Below are 18318 nucleotides of genomic sequence, written 5' to 3'. Positions count from 1 at the left end.
TCCGTGACAGTCGGCGGACACGGCGATGAAGTCACCCCGGCAAGCTGTTCGGCACGAGCACAGCAGCAGGACCGAACACCGGAAGTCCACGACGGGGGGCGCGAGATGAACACGCTGCACGGCATCAGCACCAGCGCAGTGATCACGCGTCTGCACGACGTGCACCGGGGTTCCGAGAAGTCCGGTGCGGTGAGCGGGCGGGGGTGCGCTCGCGGCACCGGGCGTCAGCACACCGCGATCATGACGGTGGTCGACGCGCCCACGGGGGGGACGAACGGGGGAAACGCGTACGGGGAGGACCCGGGGGAGCGCCGTTCCCCGGCGCGGGCGGCGGACGCCGAAGCGGCGTTCACGGCCTACGTCCAGGAGCGCCGCGCCTCCCTGTACGCCACCGCCTACCACCTGACCGGTGACCGCTTCGAGGCCGAGGACCTGCTGCAGAGCGCGCTGTTCTCGACCTACCGGGCGTGGGACCGGATCAGCGACAAGGCGGCGGTCGGCGGCTACCTCCGCCGCACCATGACCAACCTGCACATCAGCGCGTGGCGCCGCCGCAAGCTGAACGAGTACCCGACCGAGGAACTGCCGGAGACGGCCGGTGACACGGACGCGATGCGCGGCACCGAACTGCGCGCGGTCCTGTGGCAGGCGCTGGCCCGGCTGCCCGAACTCCAGCGCACCATGCTGGTCCTGCGCTACTACGAGGGCCGCACGGACCCGGAGATCGCGGACATCCTCGGCATCAGTGTCGGCACGGTGAAGTCCAGCATCTGGCGGTCGCTCCGCCGGCTGCGCGAGGACGAGGTCCTCAGCTTCGGCCGTGACGAGGAGAACGCCTTCGGCGAACTGGTCGCCTGAAGGTTCGGGGGGAATCGGGGACCCGGGGGGATCGGGGGCCCGGGGGCCCGGGGGACCCGCGGGGGCGTCGGGGGACGTCACCGTGACCGGCGGGGACCGGAGGGGGAAGCACGAGGGGGTCCACGGGGGACCTCTGCGGATCCGGGGGGACCGCAGGGGTACGGGGACCACGGGGGAGTGCGGACAGCGGGACTGGAGGGCCGGGGGGCCCGTCCGGTCCCGCCTTTCGTATGCGCGCCGGCGCGGAACGCCACCGCTACACCGGCGTCCCCGAACCCGTCGCGGCCCGCCCGGCGACCGCGGCCGACGCGAGCCGGCCCAGCGCCTCGTCCCGGTCGCAGGCGTACGCGCCCAGCGCCGTCTGCCGGGCGATGATCGACCGCTCCCGCCGCATCAGCCGCCAGCCGCGGCGCAGCAGGAACGGCACCGACTTGCGGCCCTCCCTGAGGTCCCGCAGGAACCGCCGGCGGAAGGTCCGCACCGACCCCCGGTTCAGGCACAGCGCGTCCGCCAGCAGGCCCAGCTCCCGGCAGCGCGCGACGATCTCCGCGGCGAAGATGCCCTCGGCGATGAACAGCGGGGTCCCGCCGATGTCGACGGTCTCCTCGCCGGTGCGCGCGCTGAGCGAGATGTCGTAGACGGGGACCCGGGTACGGCGTGTGCGGCACAGCCGGTCGATCGCGGCGACGGCGGCGCTCGCGTCCCAGGAGCCGGGGTGGTCCCAGTCGATGTCGGAGGTGCCGGCCACCAGCGGCAGGGTGGGGTCGTCGCCCTCCTTGTAGAAGTCGTCGAGGCGCAGCACCGGGAGGCCGGAGCGGGCCGCGAGGAGGGACTTGCCGGAGCCGGAGGGGCCGCAGAGCAGCACGACCCGCGCGGATATGGGGGACTGGGAACTCACGGGACACCAGTGTGAGGCATCCTCCGGCCGGTGTACGACCCGCGGTGCGGCTTTGGAGCGCACGTCACCTCTCAACTACTCTGCGCGTCGAACCGATTACCCAGTGAAGGCGACAGGTGGCACAGCGATGGCCCGACACAACGCACCCAGGACGCCGGCCGTGCGGCGCGCCCTGGCCGTCCTCGCGACCGCCGGAGCGGCGCTCGGAGCCGGCGCGACCACGGCGGCGGCCGCGGACTCCGGGCCGCCCGCCGGGGGCGCCGGTCAGGTCGTGGGCACGGTCGCGGACCTCAAGCCCAATCCGCTCGCCGGCACGGGAGTGGACCCGCTCGACAACGGCGTCCGCACACAGGTGGCCGACTTCCGGCCGGTGGACTCCCGGGCGGTGACCGGACCGGTCGCCCAGGCGCCGTCGGTGGGCGGCGTCCCGGGGGCCGGCGAGGCGACGGACCTGCTGCGCGGCTGACCCGCACGGCGACGGCGGAGCGCCGTACCCCTCCCGGACGGTGGCGGGGTACGGCGCTCCGGCCGTGCGGGACCCGGTCAGTAGGCCGAGCCCGAGGCGCCCAGGGATCCCGTCGGGTGCCAGACCGTCTTGGTCTCCAGGAACGCCGTCATGCGGTCGGTTCCGGGGTCCGCCGACCAGTCGTCCACAGGCTGTGGACGAAGCACGCGCTTCAGGTTGTCGGCGGCCGCGATCTCCAGCTCCTTCGCCAGCACCCCGTCGGCGCCCGCGAGGTCGATCGCGTTGACGTCCTGGTGCGCGGCGAGCGGGGCGGCGATCTCCGCCGTACGGCCGGACAGGACGTTGACGACACCGCCGGGGAGGTCGGAGGTGGCCAGCACCTCGCCGAGGGAGAGGGCGGGGAGCGGGGACTTCTCGGACGCCACCACGACCGCCGTGTTGCCCGTCGCGATCACCGGGGCGACCACCGAGACCAGGCCCAGGAACGACGACTCCCGGGGGGCCAGTACGGCGACCACGCCCGTCGGTTCGGGCGAGGAGAGGTTGAAGAACGGGCCGGCGACCGGGTTGCCGCCGCCGACCACCTGGGCGATCTTGTCGGTCCAGCCCGCGTACCAGACCCAGCGGTCGATCGCCGCGTCCACCTGGAGGCCCGCCCCGGACCTCGACAGGCCCTCGGCGTCCGCGACCTCCGCGACGTACTGGTCGCGGCGGCCTTCGAGCATCTCCGCGATCCGGTACAGGATCTGGCCGCGGTTGTACGCCGTCGCGCCGGACCAGCCGCCGAACGCCTTGCGCGCGGCGACCACCGCGTCCCGGGCGTCCTTGCGGGACGAGAGCGGGGCGTTGGCCAGCCACGTGCCCTTGGAGTCGGTCACCTCGTACACCCGGCCGCTCTCGGAACGCGGGAACTTCCCGCCGACGTACAGCTTGTAGGTCTTGAAGACCGACAGCCGCTGCCCGGTCTTTTCCTTCTCAGACATCGAGGTACGCCTCCAGGCCGTGGCGGCCGCCCTCGCGGCCGAAGCCCGACTCCTTGTACCCGCCGAACGGCGAGGCCGGGTCGAACTTGTTGAACGTGTTGGACCAGATCACGCCCGCGCGGAGCTTGTTCGCGACCGCCAGGATGCGCGAGCCCTTCTCCGTCCAGATGCCCGCCGACAGGCCGTACGGGGTGTTGTTGGCCTTGGCGACGGCCTCGTCCGGGGTGCGGAAGGTGAGGACGGACAGGACCGGGCCGAAGATCTCGTCGCGGGCGACGGTGTGCGCCTGGGTGACGTTCGTGAAGAGCGTCGGGGCGAACCAGTAGCCGTTCTCCGGAAGGTCGCAGGCCGGGGACCAGCGCTCGGCGCCCTCCGCCTCGCCCCGGTCGGCCAGCGCGGTGATCCGGGCCAGCTGCTCGGCGGAGTTGATCGCGCCGATGTCGGTGTTCTTGTCCAGCGGGTCGCCCAGCCGGAGCGTGGAGAGGCGGCGCTTGAGGGAGTCCAGCAGCTCGTCGTGGAACGACTCCTGCACCAGGAGGCGGGAGCCCGCGCAGCAGACCTGGCCCTGGTTGAAGAAGATGCCGTTGACGATGCCCTCGACGGCCTGGTCCACGGGTGCGTCGTCGAAGACGATGTTGGCGCCCTTGCCGCCGAGTTCGAGGGTCAGCTTCTTGCGGCTGCCCGCGACCGTGCGGGCGATCTCCTTGCCGACGGCGGTGGAACCCGTGAAGGCCACCTTGTTCACGTCGGGGTGGGCGATCAGCGCTGCGCCGGTGCGGCCGTCACCGGTGACGATGTTGACGACGCCCCGGGGCAGGCCCGCCCGACGGCAGATGTCCGCGAAGAAGAGGGCGGTGAGGGGGGTCGTCTCGGCGGGCTTGAGGACGACCGTGTTGCCGGTCGCGAGCGCCGGGGCGATCTTCCACGCCAGCATCAGCAGGGGGAAGTTCCACGGGATGACCTGGCCCGCGACGCCGAGGGGGCGCGGGTTCGCGCCGAAGCCGGCGTGGCCGAGCTTGTCCGCCCAGCCCGCGTAGTAGAAGAAGTGCGCGGCGACCAGGGGGAGATCGGCGTCGCGGGTCTCCCTGATCGGCTTGCCGTTGTCGAGGGTCTCCAGGACGGCCAGCTCGCGGCTGCGTTCCTGGATGATGCGGGCGATGCGGAAGAGGTACTTGGCGCGCTCGGAGCCCGGCAGCGCCGACCACTTCTCGAAGGCCTTGCGGGCGGCCTTCACCGCGCGGTCGACGTCCGCCTCGCCGGCCTCGGCGACCTCGGAGAGGACCTCCTCGGTGGAGGGCGAGACGGTCTTGAAGACCTTGCCGTCGGCCGCCTCGGTGAACTCGCCGTCGATGAACAGGCCGTACGACGGGGCGATGTCGACGACCGAGCGGGACTCGGGCGCCGGTGCGTACTCGAACGCGGACGACCGCTTTTCCATGGTCTCCATGGTCTTCTCCGTGGTCATGGTGATCAGTCCACCGTCACGTAGTCGGGGCCGGAGTAACGGCCGGTGGCCAGCTTCTGACGCTGCATCAGCAGGTCGTTCAGCAGCGAGGAGGCGCCGAAGCGGAACCAGTGGTTGTCCAGCCAGTCCTCGCCCGCGGTCTCGTTGACCAGGACCAGGAACTTGATGGCGTCCTTCGACGTGCGGATGCCGCCGGCCGGCTTCACGCCGACCTGGACACCGGTCTGGGCGCGGAAGTCGCGGACCGCCTCCAGCATCAGGAGGGTGTTCGCGGGGGTCGCGTTGACGGCGACCTTGCCGGTCGAGGTCTTGATGAAGTCCGCCCCGGCCAGCATGCCGAGCCAGCTCGCCCGCCGGATGTTGTCGTACGTCGACAGCTCGCCCGTCTCGAAGATGACCTTGAGGCGGGCGCTCGTCCCGCAGGTCTCCTTCACGGCGGTGATCTCGTCGTACACCTTCAGGTAGTCGCCCGCGAGGAACGCCCCGCGGTCGATGACCATGTCGATCTCGTCCGCACCGGCGGCGACGGCCTCGCGGACGTCGGCCAGCTTGACGGCGAGCGGGGCGCGGCCGGCCGGGAAGGCGGTGGCGACGGAGGCGACCTTGACGGCGGAGCCGGCGACGGCCTCCTTGGCGGTGGCCACCATGTCGGGGTAGACGCAGACCGCGGCCGTGGCCGGGGTGGCGCGGTCGGTCGGGTCGGGACGGACCGCCTTCGCGCCGAGCGCCCGGACCTTGCCCGGGGTGTCCGCGCCTTCCAGCGTCGTCAGGTCGACCATCGAGATGGCGAGGTCGATGGCGTACGCCTTCGCGGTCGTCTTGATCGAGCGGGTGCCGAGGGAGGCGGCGCGCGCCTCCAGGCCGACCGCGTCGACGCCGGGCAGCCCGTGGAGGAAGCGGCGCAGCGTGCTGCCGGACGCGGTGACGTCGCTGAGAGCCTGTGGTGCAGTGGTGGGCATGGTCACCAGACGAGCATATCTACGCGCGTAGCGGCTGTACAGCCCTCCCCACCGCCGAGGAGGGCGTCCACCGCGTACGACGTCCGCGCGGCCGTCGTGCAGAATCAGGAGCATGACGACCCCCGAGCCCCAGTCGCCTGCCCCGGAGCCCTCGCAGCCCTCGGGGCCTGGGGCAACCCAGTACCAGGACCGGATCTACCGCTCGCCCGCGGGGCTCGCCGGCGGGGTGCTGCTGCTCGCCGTCATCGGGTGGCTCGGCATCGACGCCGTGGTCGCCGGCGAGGGCCGCACCCCGTGGCTGGCCCTCGCCACGATGCTCCTCCTCGTGCCCCTGGTCGTCGCCTACACCCTGCGCCCCGCCGTCTACGTCAACGACGACCGGCTGCGCGTCCGCAACCCGTTCCGCGTGATCGTGCTGCCGTGGGCACGGGTGGCCTCGCTGCGGTCGGGGTTCTCCAACGAGGTCCTCGCCGACTCCGGCGAGAAGTACCAGCTGTGGGCGCTCCCGGTCTCGCTGCGGGCCCGCAGCAGGGCCGCCCGGCAGGAGACGCGGGCGGCGGCGCAGGCCGCGCGCGGGAACGCGGGGGGACGGAACCGGGGTGGCGCCGGGCCGGCGGATCCGGTGGGCCCGGCAGGTCCGGGGGACGTGCCCGCGGGGCCCCGGCGGGCCGAGAGCGACCGGGCGATGGACGAGATGCGGGAGCTGCACGAGCTGCGGCAGGGCGCCCCGGCCGCGCGGGGCGGGGCGACCGCGCAGGACGAGGTGACCGTGCGGTGGGCCTACGAGATCGTGGGGCCCGCCGTTGCCGGGGCGGTGCTGCTGGCGGTGCTCCTGGCCGTGGGGTGAGAGCGGGAGCCGGAGCGGCGGGCGGGGGACGTGCCGCGCTCTCCCCGCCCGCCCCGGCTCCTCAGATGCCCGCTGCCCCGGAGAGGTCCCGCTTGAGGTTCTCCAGCAGGGCCGCGGCCCGCGCGCGCGCCCCGGGGAGGTCGGCCTTGGAGGCGACCGGGACGACCGCCTCCAGGTAGCACTTCAGCTTCGGTTCCGTCCCGCTGGGGCGGACGATCACCCGGGCGCCGTCCAGGGTGTAGCGGAGGCCGTCCGTGGGCGGGAGCGCCGCCGTGCCCTCGGTGAGGTCCTCGGCGCCGGTGACGGCCAGTCCGGCCAGCTCGGTGGGCGGTTCGGTGCGCAGGCGGTGCATCGCCGCGGAGATCAGGGACAGGTCCCGCACCCGGACCGAGAGCTGGTCGGTGGCGTGCAGGCCGTGCTCCACGGCGAGGTCGTCGAGGAGGTCCAGGAGGGTGCGGCCCTCCGACTTCAGCTCGGAGGCCAGTTCCGTGAGGAGGAGCGCCGCCGTGATGCCGTCCTTGTCGCGGACGCCGTCGGGGTCGACGCAGTAGCCCAGCGCCTCCTCGTAGCCGTAGCGCAGGCCCTCGACCCTGGCGATCCACTTGAAGCCGGTCAGGGTCTCCTCGTAGGGCAGGCCGGCCTTCTCGGCGATACGGCCGAGCAGGCTCGAGGAGACGATCGACTCGGCGAACGTGCCGGTCGCTCCGCGGCGGACCAGGTGGGCGGCGAGCAGCGCGCCGACCTCGTCGCCGCGCAGCATGCGCCAGTCGGCGCCGTCCTTGACGGCCGCGGCGCAGCGGTCGGCGTCCGGGTCGTTGGCGATGACCAGGTCGGGTTCCGCGGCGCGGGCCCTGGCGAAGGCCAGGTCCATCGCTCCGGGCTCCTCCGGGTTGGGGAACGCGACGGTGGGGAACTCCGGGTCGGGTTCGGCCTGCTCGGTGACGAGGACGGGTTCCGGGAAGCCGGCTCGGGCGAAGGCGGCGAGGAGGACGTCCTTGCCGACGCCGTGCATCGCCGTGTAGACGGTGCGGGCGGTACGGGGGGAGCCCTCGGCCAGGACGGCGTCCGTGCGGGCGAGGTAGGCGTTCAGGACGGTGTCGTCGAGGGTCTCCCAGCCTTCGGTGGGGCGGGGGACCGTGGTGAGGGAGGCGACGGCCCCGATCTCGGCGGCGATCTCCGCGTCGGCCGGGGGGACGATCTGGGAGCCGTCGCCGAGGTACACCTTGTAGCCGTTGTCGCGGGGCGGGTTGTGGCTGGCGGTGACCTCGACGCCGGCGACGGCTCCGAGGTGCCTTATGGCGAAGGCGAGGACGGGGGTGGGGAGGGGGCGGTCGAGGACGGCCGCGCGGAGGCCGGCGCCGGTCATCACGGCGGCGGTGTCCAGGGCGAAGTCGAGGGACTTGTGGCGGGCGTCGTAGCCGATGACGACGAGGCCGTCGGCGTGCCCGTGCTTCCTGAGGTACGCGGCGAGGCCGGCGGCCGCGCGGATGACGACGGAGCGGTTCATGCGCCGGGGGCCGGCGCCGAGTTCGCCGCGGAGGCCGGCGGTGCCGAACTGGAGGGTGCCGTCGAAGCGCGCGGTGAGCTCGGCGTGGTCCTCGGCGTCGATGAGGCGGGCGAGTTCCTCACGGGTGTCCGGGTCGGGGTCCTCGGCCAGCCAGGTCCGGGCCTGTGCGATGAGGGCGTCTTGCACGGTCGGTCAGCCTCTCGTTCGGTGGGGTGCGCGCGGTGTGTCCTGCGGCGCGGCTGTCGGTTCGGCGGGGCCGCGGCAGCGCCCGCGGCCGGCGGGTGGGTCGGGGGGGACGGGGCGGGGGCGCCCGTCCCCGGTCCGGTCGGGATCGGTCACCGGGAAGTGTTCCCCGTCGACGCGCCGGCCGCTGCGGGCGGTCGCTCCCGGCCCGTCCCCTTCGCGCCCCGGGCGGGAGACGCCGCTCACCGCGGGCCGTGGTGCGGCCGCGGGCGGGCGGCGTGCGTCGCCCGTCGCGGACCGTCGGTCAGGGCCGTGGAGCCGGTGCCGCCGTTCGTGGGCGGCCGCGGGGCCGCTCGCCGGGGGGCGTGTCGCAGGGCGGCCGGGTGGGCGCGGCCGCCCGGCAGTGCCGGGCCGCCGCCCCGCGGGCTTACAGGCGGCCGAGGACCTGGGCCAGCAGGGAGCCCATGCGCGTCGCGGAGTCGCGGCCCGCCCGGAGGACCTCCTCGTGGTTGAGGGGCTCGCCCGTCATGCCCGCGGCCAGGTTGGTGACCAGGGAGATGCCCAGGATCTCGGCACCGGCCTCACGGGCGGCGATGGCCTCCAGGACCGTGGACATGCCGACCAGGTCCGCGCCGATCACGCGGGCCATGCGGACCTCGGCCGGCGTCTCGTAGTGCGGGCCCGGGAACTGGGCGTAGACGCCCTCCTCCAGGGTGGGGTCGATCTCCTTGCACAGGGCGCGCAGGCGGGGGGAGTAGAGGTCGGTGAGGTCGACGAAGTTGGCGCCGACGATGGGGGAGGTGGCGGTGAGGTTGATGTGGTCGCCGATCAGGACCGGCTGGCCGGGGCGCATGCCCTCGCGCAGGCCGCCGCAGCCGTTGGTCAGGACGATCGTCTTGGCGCCGGCGGCCACGGCGGTGCGGACGCCGTGGGCGACGGCGGCGACCCCGCGGCCCTCGTAGTAGTGGGTGCGGCCCAGGAAGACCAGTGCACGCTTGGCGCCGGTGCGGTACGAGCGGATCTTGCCCCCGTGCCCTTCGACCGCCGGGGGCGGGAACCCGGGCAGCTCGGTGACCTGGAACTCGGCCTCGGGGGCACCCAGGGCGTCCACGGCCGGTGCCCAGCCGGAGCCCATCACGAGGGCGACGTCGTGGGTCTCGGCGCCCGTGAGTTCGCGCAGGCGCGCGGCGGCGGCGTCGGCTGCGGCGTAGGGGTCGCCCTGGATGTCGTCCGGAAGAAGAGAAGCGTTCACGCGACGAGGGTAGCCGGTATTCGCCTACGCGCGTAGATGTCGAGGGCGACGCGTTGGTGATCGTTGTCCCGTCGTTTTCCGCGGACCGGGTGCCGGAGGTCTCAGCAGGGGCGCTTGCGGAGTTCCATCACGTAGTCGTGGGGCGCGCCCGCGGACTCGGCCGCGTCGGCGATCTCGCCCAGGTGGCGGGCCGACGGGAGGCCGCCCTCGTAGCCGTTCAGGACGTAGGTCCAGGCCGGCTCCTCGCCGTCCAGGGTGTGGGCGCGGACGCGGGCGCGGCGGTAGAGGTCCAGGCCGCCCGCGCCCTCCCAGCGGTCCAGGGGTTCCTCGTCCATCGGGGCGATCTCGTAGAGGGCCACGAAGACCTGTGAGATCGGGTCCTCGACGAGCGTGGCGAGCGCGCCTTCCCAGCCCGCCCCCGGGCTCTCGGCCCCGGGCCCCCACCGCTCGCCCCCGAAGGTCAGCCGCCACCCGTTCAGCCAGCCGGTGGCGCGCAGCGGCGAGTGCGGGGCGCGGCGGGACATCAGCCGCGCGTCGAGGTTGCCGGCGTACGCGGCGTAGAGCGACATGAGGGAAGGGTACGGCAGGCGGAACGGGGTCACTCCGGTAACGGGGGAGCCACGGCCGGGGCCCCCGGGCGGTCGCACGGCGGAGGGTACGGGACAATGGAGTACGTGACTCGGATCGTGATCATCGGTGGCGGACCCGGCGGATACGAAGCGGCGCTGGTCGCCGCACAACTCGGCGCGGAGGTGACCGTCGTCGACCGCGACGGCCTGGGCGGGGCGTCGGTGCTCACCGACTGCGTGCCGTCCAAGACCCTGATCGCCACGGCCGAGGTGATGACCACCTTCGACTCCTCGTACGAGGAACTGGGCATCATCGTCGCCGACGACACCCCGCCCATGGAGCAGGCCGCCCGGGTGGTGGGCGTGGACCTGGGCAAGGTCAACCGACGGGTGAAGCGGCTCGCCCTGGCCCAGTCGCACGACATCACCGCGTCGGTGACGAGGGCGGGCGCGCGGGTCATGCGCGGGCGGGGCCGGCTGGAGGGCATGCAGGCGCTCGACGGGTCGCGCAAGGTCGTGGTGCGGGCCGCGGACGGCAGCGAGGAGACGCTCGTCGCGGACGCGGTGCTCATCGCCACCGGCGGGCACCCGCGCGAGCTGCCGGACGCCCGGCCCGACGGCGAGCGGATCCTGAACTGGACCCAGGTGTACGACCTCGACGAGCTCCCCGAGGAACTCATCGTGGTCGGATCGGGTGTCACCGGCGCCGAGTTCGCCGGTGCCTACCAGGCGCTGGGCTCGAAGGTGACGCTCGTCTCGTCGCGGGACCGTGTGCTGCCGGGCGAGGACCCGGACGCCGCCGCCGTGCTGGAGGACGTCTTCCGGCGGCGCGGCATGAACGTCATGGCGCGGTCGCGGGCGCAGTCCGCGAAGCGGGCCGGGGACGGGGTGGAGGTGACGCTCGCCGACGGGCGGGTCATCACCGGGTCGCACTGTCTGATGGCCGTGGGCGCCGTCCCGAACTCCGAGGGCATGGGCCTGGAGGAGGCCGGGGTCAGGCTGCGGGACTCGGGCCACATCTGGACCGACAAGGTCTCCCGGACGACGGCTCCGGGCGTGTACGCCGCCGGTGACGTGACGGGTGTCTTCGCGCTGGCCTCGGTGGCGGCGATGCAGGGACGCATCGCCATGTACCACTTCCTCGGCGACGCGGTGGCCCCGCTGAACCTGAAGACCGTCTCGTCGAACGTCTTCACCGACCCCGAGATCGCCACCGTCGGCTACTCCCAGTCCGATGTCGACACCGGCAAGATCGACGCCCGGGCCGTGAAGCTGCCGCTGCTGCGCAACCCGCGCGCGAAGATGCAGGGCATCCGCGACGGCTTCGTCAAGATCTTCTGCCGGCCGGGCACCGGAATCGTGGTGGGCGGCGTGGTCGTGGCGCCGCGCGCGTCGGAACTCATCCACCCCATCTCGATCGCGGTCGACAACAACCTGACCGTCGAACAGATCGCGAACGCCTTCACCGTGTATCCCTCGCTGTCGGGGTCGATCGCCGAGGTGGCACGGCAGTTGCACACGAGGAAGGCCGACGGGGAGGCCTGACGGCCGGCGGAACGGCTGTCCTTCGAGAGCTTATACCACTTGGTGCGGGCCTGTGCGAACAGCTTCTGCTATTCAGCGCAAACTGCTGAAAGTAGACGGTCGCTGGCGTTACTGTCAGTTTCGTGTTCGCTGCAGAACGTCGCCAATTGATCCTCGAAATGGTGCGAGCGAACGGGGCCGTGTCGCTCCGTGAGCTCGCCCGCGTCGTCCAGACCTCCGAAGTGACCGTACGGCGGGACGTGCGCGCGCTGGAGGCAGAAGGACTCCTCGACCGCCGGCACGGCGGTGCGGTACTGCCGGGCGGTTTCACGCGCGAGTCCGGTTTTCCGCAGAAGTCACATCTCGCGACCGCCGAGAAGACCGCCATCGCCGACCTCGCCGCCAGTCTCGTGGAAGAGGGCGAGGCCATCGTGGTCGGCGCGGGTACCACCACACAGGAGCTGGCGCGCCGGCTGGCCCGGGTGCCCGGGCTGACCGTCGTCACCAACTCGCTGCTGGTCGCCCAGGCGCTGGCCCACGCCAACCGGGTGGAGGTCGTGATGACCGGCGGTACGCTCCGCGGTTCGAACTACGCCCTCGTCGGCAGCGGTGCCGAGCAGTCCCTCCAGGGACTGCGGGTGTCGCGGGCCTTCCTGTCCGGGAGCGGACTGACCGCCGAGCGGGGGCTGTCCACCTCCAACATGCTGTCGGCCTCGGTCGACCGGGCACTGGTGCAGGCCGCGGCGGAGGTGGTGGTCCTGGCCGATCACACCAAGCTCGGTACGGACACCATGTTCCAGACGGTGCCGACGGATCTGATCACGCGTCTGGTGACGGACGAGCCGCCCGCGCACGACGATCGTGCGGGTACGGAGCTTCAGGCGCTGGCCGACCAGGGTGTGCAGATCACTGCCGCCGGGGCGCCCGGGGCGCCCGGGGGGTCGGCGGGTGAGGGTCCTCCGGCGGCACGCCAGCGCCGGGACGTCTCCCTCCCGGGCCCGCGCCGTCAGGGGCCGGGACTGCGTACGGCCGTGGGGCTGGGGGCGGCGGAGCAGCAGGCTCAGGGGCAGGGAGCCGAACAGCGGGCGCGGGTGGCGGATCTCCGGCGCCGCTGACGCCTGAGGCGGCGTGCGTGAGGTTCTCCGGTGGCCCGGTGCGGGGCGGGCCGGGGGCGTTGCGCAGTCCGGCGCTTCCGGGGTGCCGCCGCGCCCGCCCTCCCCGAACTCTCGACCTCGCTCGAGCAGGGACCCCCTCACTCCTGCGGCACGACCGCCCGCGGTGGAGGCGGTGCGACCGGCCGCCCGGCCGCCGTGGTGGCGCGGACCGCCCGCGGCCGACCGCTGGTGCCGGCCCCGGCCCACCGGACCACCCGTGGGTGCGACCGGGGCCCCGGTCGCGCCCACGGGCATCGCGTCCGGCTCAGTCCTTGATCTCGCAGATCGCCGCGCCCGAGGTGACCGAAGCCCCCACCTCCGCGCTCAGTCCCTTGATCGTGCCCGACCGGTGGGCGTTGATGGGCTGCTCCATCTTCATGGCCTCCAGGACGACGACCAGGTCGCCCTCCTTGACCTCCTGCCCCTCCTCCACCGCGAGCTTGACGATCGTGCCCTGCATCGGAGAGGCGAGCGTGTCGCCCGAGGCCACCGGGCCCGACTTCTTCGCCGCCCGCCGCTTCGGCTTCGCACCCGCCGCCAGACCCGTACGGGCCAGGGACATGCCGAGCGAGACGGGCAGGGACACCTCCAGACGCTTGCCGCCGACCTCGACGACGACCGTCTCCCGGCCCGCCTCCTCCTCGGCGTCCACGTCCACCGCGGCGGTGAACGGCGGGATCTCGTTGACGAACTCGGTCTCGATCCACCGGGTGTGCACCGTGAACGGATCGGCGGAGCCGGTCAGCTCGGGGGCGAACGCCGGGTCCCTCACGACCGCGCGGTGGAACGGGATGGCCGTGGCCATGCCCTCGACCCGGAACTCCTCCAGGGCGCGGGAGGCCCGCTCCAGCGCCTCCTTGCGGGTGCGGCCGGTGACGATCAGCTTGGCCAGCAGGGAGTCCCAGGCCGGACCGATGACCGAGCCCGACTCCACACCCGCGTCCAGCCGCACGCCCGGGCCCGACGGCGCGTCGAAACGGGTGACGGTGCCGGGGGCCGGGAGGAAGCCCCGGCCCGGGTCCTCGCCGTTGATGCGGAACTCGAAGGAGTGGCCGCGCAGCACCGGGTCGCCGTAGCCGAGTTCCTCGCCGTCGGCGATGCGGAACATCTCGCGCACGAGGTCGATGCCGGCGACCTCCTCGGTGACCGGGTGCTCCACCTGCAGACGGGTGTTGACCTCCAGGAACGAGATCGTGCCGTCCACGCCGACCAGGAACTCCACCGTGCCGGCGCCGACGTAGCCGGCCTCCTTCAGGATCGCCTTGGACGCGCGGTACAGCTCGGCGAGCTGCTCCTCGGAGAGGAACGGCGCCGGAGCCTCCTCGACCAGCTTCTGGTGACGGCGCTGCAGGGAGCAGTCACGGGTGGAGACGACCACCACGTTGCCGTGCCGGTCGGCCAGGCACTGCGTCTCCACGTGCCGCGGCTTGTCCAGGTAGCGCTCGACGAAGCACTCGCCGCGGCCGAACGCGGCCACCGCCTCACGCACCGCGGAGTCGTACAGCTCCGGGACCTCCTCGAGGGTGCGGGCGACCTTCAGGCCCCGCCCGCCACCACCGAACGCCGCCTTGATGGCGATCGGCAGGCCGTGCTCCTCGGCGAAGGCGACGACCTCGTCCGCGCCGGACACCGGGTCGGGGGTGCCCGCGACCAGCGGCGCGCCGGCGCGCTGGGCGATGTGCCGGGCGGCGACCTTGTCGCCGAGGTCGCGGATGGCCTGCGGCGGCGGGCCGATCCAGATCAGGTCCGCGTCCAGCACCGCCTGGGCGAACTCGGCGTTCTCGGAGAGGAAGCCGTAGCCGGGGTGGACCGCGTCGGCGCCGGATTCCTTCGCGGCCCTCAGCACCTTCTCGATGTCGAGATAGCTGGTGGCCGGAGTGTCACCGCCCAGGGCGAACGCCTCATCCGCGGCGCGGACATGCAGAGCGTCCCGGTCCGGGTCGGCATAGACGGCAACGCTCGCGATTCCGGCATCCCGGCAGGCCCGGGCAACGCGGACAGCGATTTCGCCACGGTTGGCGATGAGCACCTTGCGCACGATTGAGGCTCCCTCCTTGAAACAAGCCGAGTTTAGGGACTGCCGACACGGCACTTCGACCCGTCCCCACTGGTGAGCTTGCCCACACGGAGCGTGATGCCGGGCTTGCTCGTCCCGGGAAATCCCTTGTCGCACCTCGGTACGCAGGGCTCCTCCCGGAAACCCTAGCCGTCCCATGTGGTCAAGGTCTCTGTGAGAGCGTGCTGCGGCCCACTCCGTTTCTTTGTGGAGTCCCTACGAATGGCCCAGTGATTCTTTGCCTTCCGCGGAACTCCTGTCCCCGGATCCGCTCTTCCCCGGGCTCTTCACGAGCAGGGGGGACCCCCCTGTAGCGTTCGCGTCGGCCCGAACATACTCGGGGTAACCACAGTCGTGCTCGAAAGTGGGTGGGGGCCGGTGGTGCGCAGACCGGTGGCGTGGGTCGTGGCGCTCGTACTGTTCGCCGAGGCGTTCGGCATCGCCGCGCTGAACTGGTTCCTGGGCCTCGTCGTCGACCGGCAGGACATGTCGCTGGCCGGCCTCGACCCGCACATGATGTCGGTCTCGTCGAAGATCGGCGGGATCGTCTTCGGGCTCTACTTCGCGCTGTGCGGCCTGGTGGCCCTGCTGGTCGCCCTGCGCGACCGGGCGCCGGCCGGCTTCGGCCGGGTGCTGCTGGTCAGCGCGGCCGTGGTGCACGGGCTGCTGGGCGCCTTGACGTGGGGTCCGGTCGGCCGGACCGCGTTCGTCTGCATGGTCGTCGTGCTCGGGCTCGTCGTGCTGCTGCTGATGACGTACGACGGCCGTCCCGAACAGCCTGCCGGCGCCGGCGCCGGGAGCGGCGCCGGCGCCCCGGTCACGCCTCCGGCGCCCACAGCTCCGTGATGCCGACGCCCAGCTCGGCCAGCAGACGCCGGAACAGGGGCAGGCTGATGCCGATCACATTGCCGTGGTCGCCGTCGATGCCGTCGATGAACGGCGCCGAACGGCCGTCCAGGGTGAACGCCCCGGCGACGTGGAGGGGCTCGCCGGAGGCGACGTAGGCGGCGACCTCCTCGTCCGTGGGATCACCGAAACGGACGACGGTGGAGGCGGTGGCGGAGGCGTACCGCCCGCTGACGGTGTCGTAGACGCAGTGGCCGGTCTGCAGCGTGCCCGCTCGGCCCCGCATCGCCTTCCAGCGGGCGGTGGCCTCCCCGGCGTCCGCCGGCTTGCCCAGGGCCTGGCCGTCCAGTTCCAGGACCGAGTCGCAGCCGATCACCAGCGCGCCCTTGACCTCGGGCTTCGCGGCGACGACGGAGGCCTTGGCCTCGGCCAGGGCGAGCGCCAGTTCGGCGGGGGTGGGGGCGGTGACGGCGTCCTCGTCGACCCCGCTGACGATCACTTCGGGGTCCAGCCCGGCCTGGCGGAGCAGCCCGAGCCGGGCGGGGGACTGGGAGGCGAGCACGAGTCGGCGGCGCGGCTGATCTGTCATGCGGTCAGCGTATCGACGTCGCCCGGACGCCTCACCTCACGCCGATCACGAGCATCGCGAGCACCATGGCCAGCGCCACGAGAACACCCAGCCGCCGCAGCATCTCCTGCGTGTCCCGCAGGTCTTCGGGCGGCTCGTTCTCGGGGTCGGACCACAGCATGCCACCAGCGTGCGGCCGGGGCCGGGGAGGGCGCCTGAGTACGGGTACTCAAGTCGGGTCGCGGCGCCGTCCCCCGCCGCGCGGTTCCCCGGCCCGGGCCGGGCCGCCGTCAGCTCGGCCAGTAGGTGCGGGCCCAGGACGCCGGTCCCGGCCGGGGCGGGCGGTGGGCGGCGATGCGGGACGGGTCGGACCAGGAGTCGCGGACGGCGGGCGCGCCGGACGGCACGGCGGACGCCGCCGCGGCGCGGGCCCGGACCACCGCCAGTGCGGCGGCCAGCTCCTCGGGGGTCGGGTTGCCTCGTACGACCTTGATCACAGCGGCTCCTTACAGGGGGATGTTGCCGTGCTTCTTCGGAGGCAGGGACGCTCGTTTGGTGCGCAGCTGGCGCAGGCCGCGGACGATGTGGCGGCGGGTGTCGGCGGGCAGGATGACGGCGTCGACGTAGCCGCGTTCGGCCGCGACGTAGGGGTTGAGGAGGGCGTCCTCGTACTCCCGCATCAGCCGGGCGCGGGTCTCCTCCGGGTCCTCCGCCTCGGCGATGGTGCGGCGGTGCAGGATGTTGACCGCGCCCTGGGCGCCCATGACGGCGATCTGGGCGGTGGGCCAGGCCAGGTTGAGGTCGGCGCCCAGGTGCTTGGACCCCATGACGTCGTAGGCGCCGCCGAAGGCCTTGCGGGTGATGACGGTGATGAGGGGCACGGTGGCCTCGGCGTAGGCGTAGATCAGCTTGGCGCCGCGGCGGATGATGCCGTCGTGCTCCTGGCCGACGCCGGGCAGGAAGCCGGGGACGTCGACGAAGGTGATGACCGGGATGTTGAAGGCGTCGCAGGTGCGCACGAAGCGGGCCGCCTTCTCGGAGGCGGTGATGTCCAGACAGCCGGCGAACTGCATCGGCTGGTTGGCGACGATGCCGACGGGGTGGCCCTCGACGCGGCCGTAGCCGGTGAGGATGTTCGGGGCGAAGAGGGCCTGGGTCTCGAAGAACTCGGCGTCGTCGAGGATGTGCTCGACGACGGTGTGCATGTCGTAGGGCTGGTTCGCCGAGTCCGGTACGAGGGTGTCGAGTTCGCGGTCCTCGTCGGTGACCGTCAGGTCCGCCTCCTCCGGGAAGACCGGGGGGTCGGAGAGGTTGTTGGACGGCAGGTAGGACAGCAGCTGCTTGACGTAGTCGATGGCGTCCTTCTCGTCGCCGGCCATGTGGTGGGCGACGCCGGAGGCGGTGTTGTGGGTGCGGGCGCCGCCCAGTTCCTCGAAGCCGACGTCCTCGCCGGTGACCGTCTTGATGACGTCGGGGCCGGTGATGAACATGTGGCTGGTCCGGTCGACCATGACCGTGAAGTCGGTGATCGCGGGGGAGTAGACCGCGCCGCCCGCGCAGGGGCCGACGACCAGGCTGATCTGCGGGATCACGCCGGAGGCGTGGGTGTTGCGGCGGAAGATCTCGCCGTACGCGCCGAGGGAGGCCACGCCCTCCTGGATGCGGGCGCCGCCGGAGTCGTTGATGCCGATGACCGGGCAGCCGGTCTTCAGCGCGAAGTCCATGACCTTGACGATCTTCTGGCCGTAGACCTCGCCCAGCGCCCCGCCGAAGACGGTGAAGTCCTGGGAGAAGACGGCGACGGGGCGGCCGTCGACGGTGCCGTAGCCGGTGACGACGCCGTCGCCGTAGGGACGGTTGGCGTCGAGGCCGAAGTGGGTGGAGCGGTGCCGGGCGAACTCGTCCAGCTCGACGAAGGAACCCTCGTCGAGGAGGAGGTCGATCCGTTCACGGGCCGTCAGCTTGCCCTTGGCGTGCTGCTTCTCCACGGCGCGTGCGGAGCCGGCGTGCGTCGCCTCTTCGATACGCCGTCGAAGATCCGCGAGCTTGCCCGCGGTCGTGTGGATGTCAGGCTGCTGCTCTTCCGGCTCGGACATCGGGATGCGGCTCCCTGCCTGCTCAAAAGGGGGACGGTTACTCATCCGTAGCGTAGTGGGGGGCCTTCCGATCGGCAGTGCGGTGTT

At 72.7% G+C, this 18318-nt stretch carries 18 protein-coding genes; 6 read left to right on the top strand and 12 right to left on the bottom strand.

The features are described from left to right. The first annotated feature begins 105 nt into the window (after window positions 1–105). Window positions 106–858 (top strand): SigE family RNA polymerase sigma factor, encoded by a 753-nt coding sequence (locus tag ACF07S_RS02300; protein WP_391961627.1) that lies wholly within the window; start codon window positions 106–108, stop codon window positions 856–858. Window positions 859–1114: 256 nt separating this feature from the next. Here the strand turns inward: ACF07S_RS02300 and ACF07S_RS02295 are convergent, their stop codons facing one another. Then, window positions 1115–1831 (bottom strand): uridine kinase, encoded by a 717-nt coding sequence (locus ACF07S_RS02295; RefSeq protein ID WP_391973235.1) that lies wholly within the window; start codon window positions 1829–1831, stop codon window positions 1115–1117. A gap of 52 nt (window positions 1832–1883) precedes the next feature. On the opposite strand from ACF07S_RS02295, the gene ACF07S_RS02290 reads away from it, so the two are divergent. Then, window positions 1884–2222 (top strand): hypothetical protein, encoded by a 339-nt coding sequence (locus tag ACF07S_RS02290; RefSeq protein WP_391961625.1) that lies wholly within the window; start codon window positions 1884–1886, stop codon window positions 2220–2222. Between the two features lie 77 nt (window positions 2223–2299). On the opposite strand, the gene ACF07S_RS02285 is transcribed toward ACF07S_RS02290, so the two are convergent. Genes ACF07S_RS02285 through deoC form a run of 3 tightly spaced genes read right to left on the bottom strand, consistent with a single transcriptional unit; the run spans window position 2300 to window position 5629 of the window. After that, window positions 2300–3205 carry an aldehyde dehydrogenase family protein gene (locus ACF07S_RS02285; RefSeq protein WP_391973234.1) on the bottom strand — a complete coding sequence of 302 codons (906 nt, stop codon included), beginning with the start codon at window positions 3203–3205 and terminating at the stop codon, window positions 2300–2302. Continuing rightward, window positions 3198–4643 carry an aldehyde dehydrogenase family protein gene (locus tag ACF07S_RS02280; RefSeq protein WP_391961873.1) on the bottom strand — a complete coding sequence of 482 codons (1446 nt, stop codon included), beginning with the start codon at window positions 4641–4643 and terminating at the stop codon, window positions 3198–3200. The genes ACF07S_RS02285 and ACF07S_RS02280 overlap by 8 nt, the downstream gene beginning before the upstream one ends. Before the next feature lie 32 nt (window positions 4644–4675). Next, window positions 4676–5629, bottom strand: a complete 954-nt coding sequence (gene deoC / locus ACF07S_RS02275; RefSeq protein WP_391961872.1) for a deoxyribose-phosphate aldolase — start codon at window positions 5627–5629, stop codon at window positions 4676–4678. 112 nt (window positions 5630–5741) lie between these two features. Here deoC and ACF07S_RS02270 point away from each other — a divergent pair, with 112 nt between their 5' ends. Then, window positions 5742–6476 (top strand): PH domain-containing protein, encoded by a 735-nt coding sequence (locus tag ACF07S_RS02270; protein ID WP_391961623.1) that lies wholly within the window; start codon window positions 5742–5744, stop codon window positions 6474–6476. Window positions 6477–6537: 61 nt separating this feature from the next. Here ACF07S_RS02270 and ACF07S_RS02265 read toward each other — a convergent pair whose 3' ends face one another. From ACF07S_RS02265 to ACF07S_RS02255, 3 genes are all read right to left on the bottom strand, one after another. Beyond that, on the bottom strand, window positions 6538–8169 hold the full coding sequence (locus ACF07S_RS02265) for a phospho-sugar mutase (RefSeq protein ID WP_391973233.1): 1632 nt from the start codon (window positions 8167–8169) through the stop codon (window positions 6538–6540). A gap of 424 nt (window positions 8170–8593) precedes the next feature. Then, a complete protein-coding gene (locus ACF07S_RS02260; RefSeq protein WP_391961621.1) occupies window positions 8594–9418 on the bottom strand; it encodes a purine-nucleoside phosphorylase in 825 nt (274 codons plus the stop codon). Between the two features lie 101 nt (window positions 9419–9519). After that, window positions 9520–9987 (bottom strand): gamma-glutamylcyclotransferase, encoded by a 468-nt coding sequence (locus ACF07S_RS02255; RefSeq protein WP_391961620.1) that lies wholly within the window; start codon window positions 9985–9987, stop codon window positions 9520–9522. Window positions 9988–10083: 96 nt separating this feature from the next. On the opposite strand from ACF07S_RS02255, the gene ACF07S_RS02250 reads away from it, so the two are divergent. Both ACF07S_RS02250 and ACF07S_RS02245 read left to right on the top strand, forming a co-directional pair. After that, a complete protein-coding gene (locus ACF07S_RS02250) occupies window positions 10084–11532 on the top strand; it encodes an NAD(P)H-quinone dehydrogenase (RefSeq protein WP_391973232.1) in 1449 nt (482 codons plus the stop codon). Window positions 11533–11690: 158 nt separating this feature from the next. Then, the gene (locus tag ACF07S_RS02245; RefSeq protein ID WP_391973231.1) at window positions 11691–12626 is read left to right on the top strand and encodes a DeoR/GlpR family DNA-binding transcription regulator; all 936 of its coding nucleotides are present in this window, start codon (window positions 11691–11693) and stop codon (window positions 12624–12626) included. Window positions 12627–12930: 304 nt separating this feature from the next. Here the strand turns inward: ACF07S_RS02245 and ACF07S_RS02240 are convergent, their stop codons facing one another. Beyond that, window positions 12931–14703, bottom strand: a complete 1773-nt coding sequence (locus ACF07S_RS02240) for an acetyl/propionyl/methylcrotonyl-CoA carboxylase subunit alpha (protein ID WP_391961617.1) — start codon at window positions 14701–14703, stop codon at window positions 12931–12933. Window positions 14704–15099: 396 nt separating this feature from the next. Here ACF07S_RS02240 and ACF07S_RS02235 point away from each other — a divergent pair, with 396 nt between their 5' ends. Next, window positions 15100–15567, top strand: coding sequence for a hypothetical protein (locus ACF07S_RS02235; protein WP_391973230.1), 468 nt, complete (start codon window positions 15100–15102; stop codon window positions 15565–15567). On the opposite strand, the gene ACF07S_RS02230 is transcribed toward ACF07S_RS02235, so the two are convergent. The 4 genes from ACF07S_RS02230 to ACF07S_RS02215 form a co-directional block, all read right to left on the bottom strand. Then, the gene (locus ACF07S_RS02230) at window positions 15539–16156 is read right to left on the bottom strand and encodes a Maf family protein (RefSeq protein WP_391961615.1); all 618 of its coding nucleotides are present in this window, start codon (window positions 16154–16156) and stop codon (window positions 15539–15541) included. The genes ACF07S_RS02235 and ACF07S_RS02230 overlap by 29 nt on opposite strands. 31 nt (window positions 16157–16187) lie before the next feature. After that, a complete protein-coding gene (gene mmpB / locus ACF07S_RS02225; protein WP_391961614.1) occupies window positions 16188–16316 on the bottom strand; it encodes a morphogenic membrane protein MmpB in 129 nt (42 codons plus the stop codon). A 109-nt stretch (window positions 16317–16425) separates the two neighbouring features. Beyond that, window positions 16426–16632, bottom strand: a complete 207-nt coding sequence (locus ACF07S_RS02220; protein WP_391961613.1) for an acyl-CoA carboxylase epsilon subunit — start codon at window positions 16630–16632, stop codon at window positions 16426–16428. Between the two features lie 9 nt (window positions 16633–16641). Next, a complete protein-coding gene (locus tag ACF07S_RS02215) occupies window positions 16642–18231 on the bottom strand; it encodes an acyl-CoA carboxylase subunit beta (RefSeq protein ID WP_391961612.1) in 1590 nt (529 codons plus the stop codon). Between the last annotated feature and the right edge of the window lie 87 nt (window positions 18232–18318).

Source organism: Streptomyces sp. NPDC016640, from assembly GCF_043076215.1.
GTDB lineage: Bacteria > Actinomycetota > Actinomycetes > Streptomycetales > Streptomycetaceae > Streptomyces.
The sequence above is the reverse complement of the archived record's forward strand: the minus strand, read 5'-3'. Positions and strand labels throughout refer to the sequence as shown.

Excerpts from the sequence above, each read along its gene's own strand:
- ACF07S_RS02300 (WP_391961627.1), top strand. The coding sequence starts at position 106 with ATGAACACGCTGCACGGCATCAGCACCAGCGCAGTGATCACGCGTCTG.
- ACF07S_RS02290 (WP_391961625.1), top strand. The coding sequence starts at position 1,884 with ATGGCCCGACACAACGCACCCAGGACGCCGGCCGTGCGGCGCGCCCTG.
- ACF07S_RS02285 (WP_391973234.1), bottom strand. The coding sequence starts at position 3,205 with ATGTCTGAGAAGGAAAAGACCGGGCAGCGGCTGTCGGTCTTCAAGACC.
- ACF07S_RS02280 (WP_391961873.1), bottom strand. The coding sequence starts at position 4,643 with ATGGAAAAGCGGTCGTCCGCGTTCGAGTACGCACCGGCGCCCGAGTCC.
- deoC (WP_391961872.1), bottom strand. The coding sequence starts at position 5,629 with ATGCCCACCACTGCACCACAGGCTCTCAGCGACGTCACCGCGTCCGGC.
- ACF07S_RS02270 (WP_391961623.1), top strand. The coding sequence starts at position 5,742 with ATGACGACCCCCGAGCCCCAGTCGCCTGCCCCGGAGCCCTCGCAGCCC.
- ACF07S_RS02255 (WP_391961620.1), bottom strand. The coding sequence starts at position 9,987 with ATGTCGCTCTACGCCGCGTACGCCGGCAACCTCGACGCGCGGCTGATG.
- ACF07S_RS02250 (WP_391973232.1), top strand. The coding sequence starts at position 10,084 with ATGGAGTACGTGACTCGGATCGTGATCATCGGTGGCGGACCCGGCGGA.
- ACF07S_RS02245 (WP_391973231.1), top strand. The coding sequence starts at position 11,691 with ATGGTGCGAGCGAACGGGGCCGTGTCGCTCCGTGAGCTCGCCCGCGTC.
- ACF07S_RS02230 (WP_391961615.1), bottom strand. The coding sequence starts at position 16,156 with ATGACAGATCAGCCGCGCCGCCGACTCGTGCTCGCCTCCCAGTCCCCC.
- mmpB (WP_391961614.1), bottom strand. The coding sequence starts at position 16,316 with ATGCTGTGGTCCGACCCCGAGAACGAGCCGCCCGAAGACCTGCGGGAC.
- ACF07S_RS02215 (WP_391961612.1), bottom strand. The coding sequence starts at position 18,231 with ATGTCCGAGCCGGAAGAGCAGCAGCCTGACATCCACACGACCGCGGGC.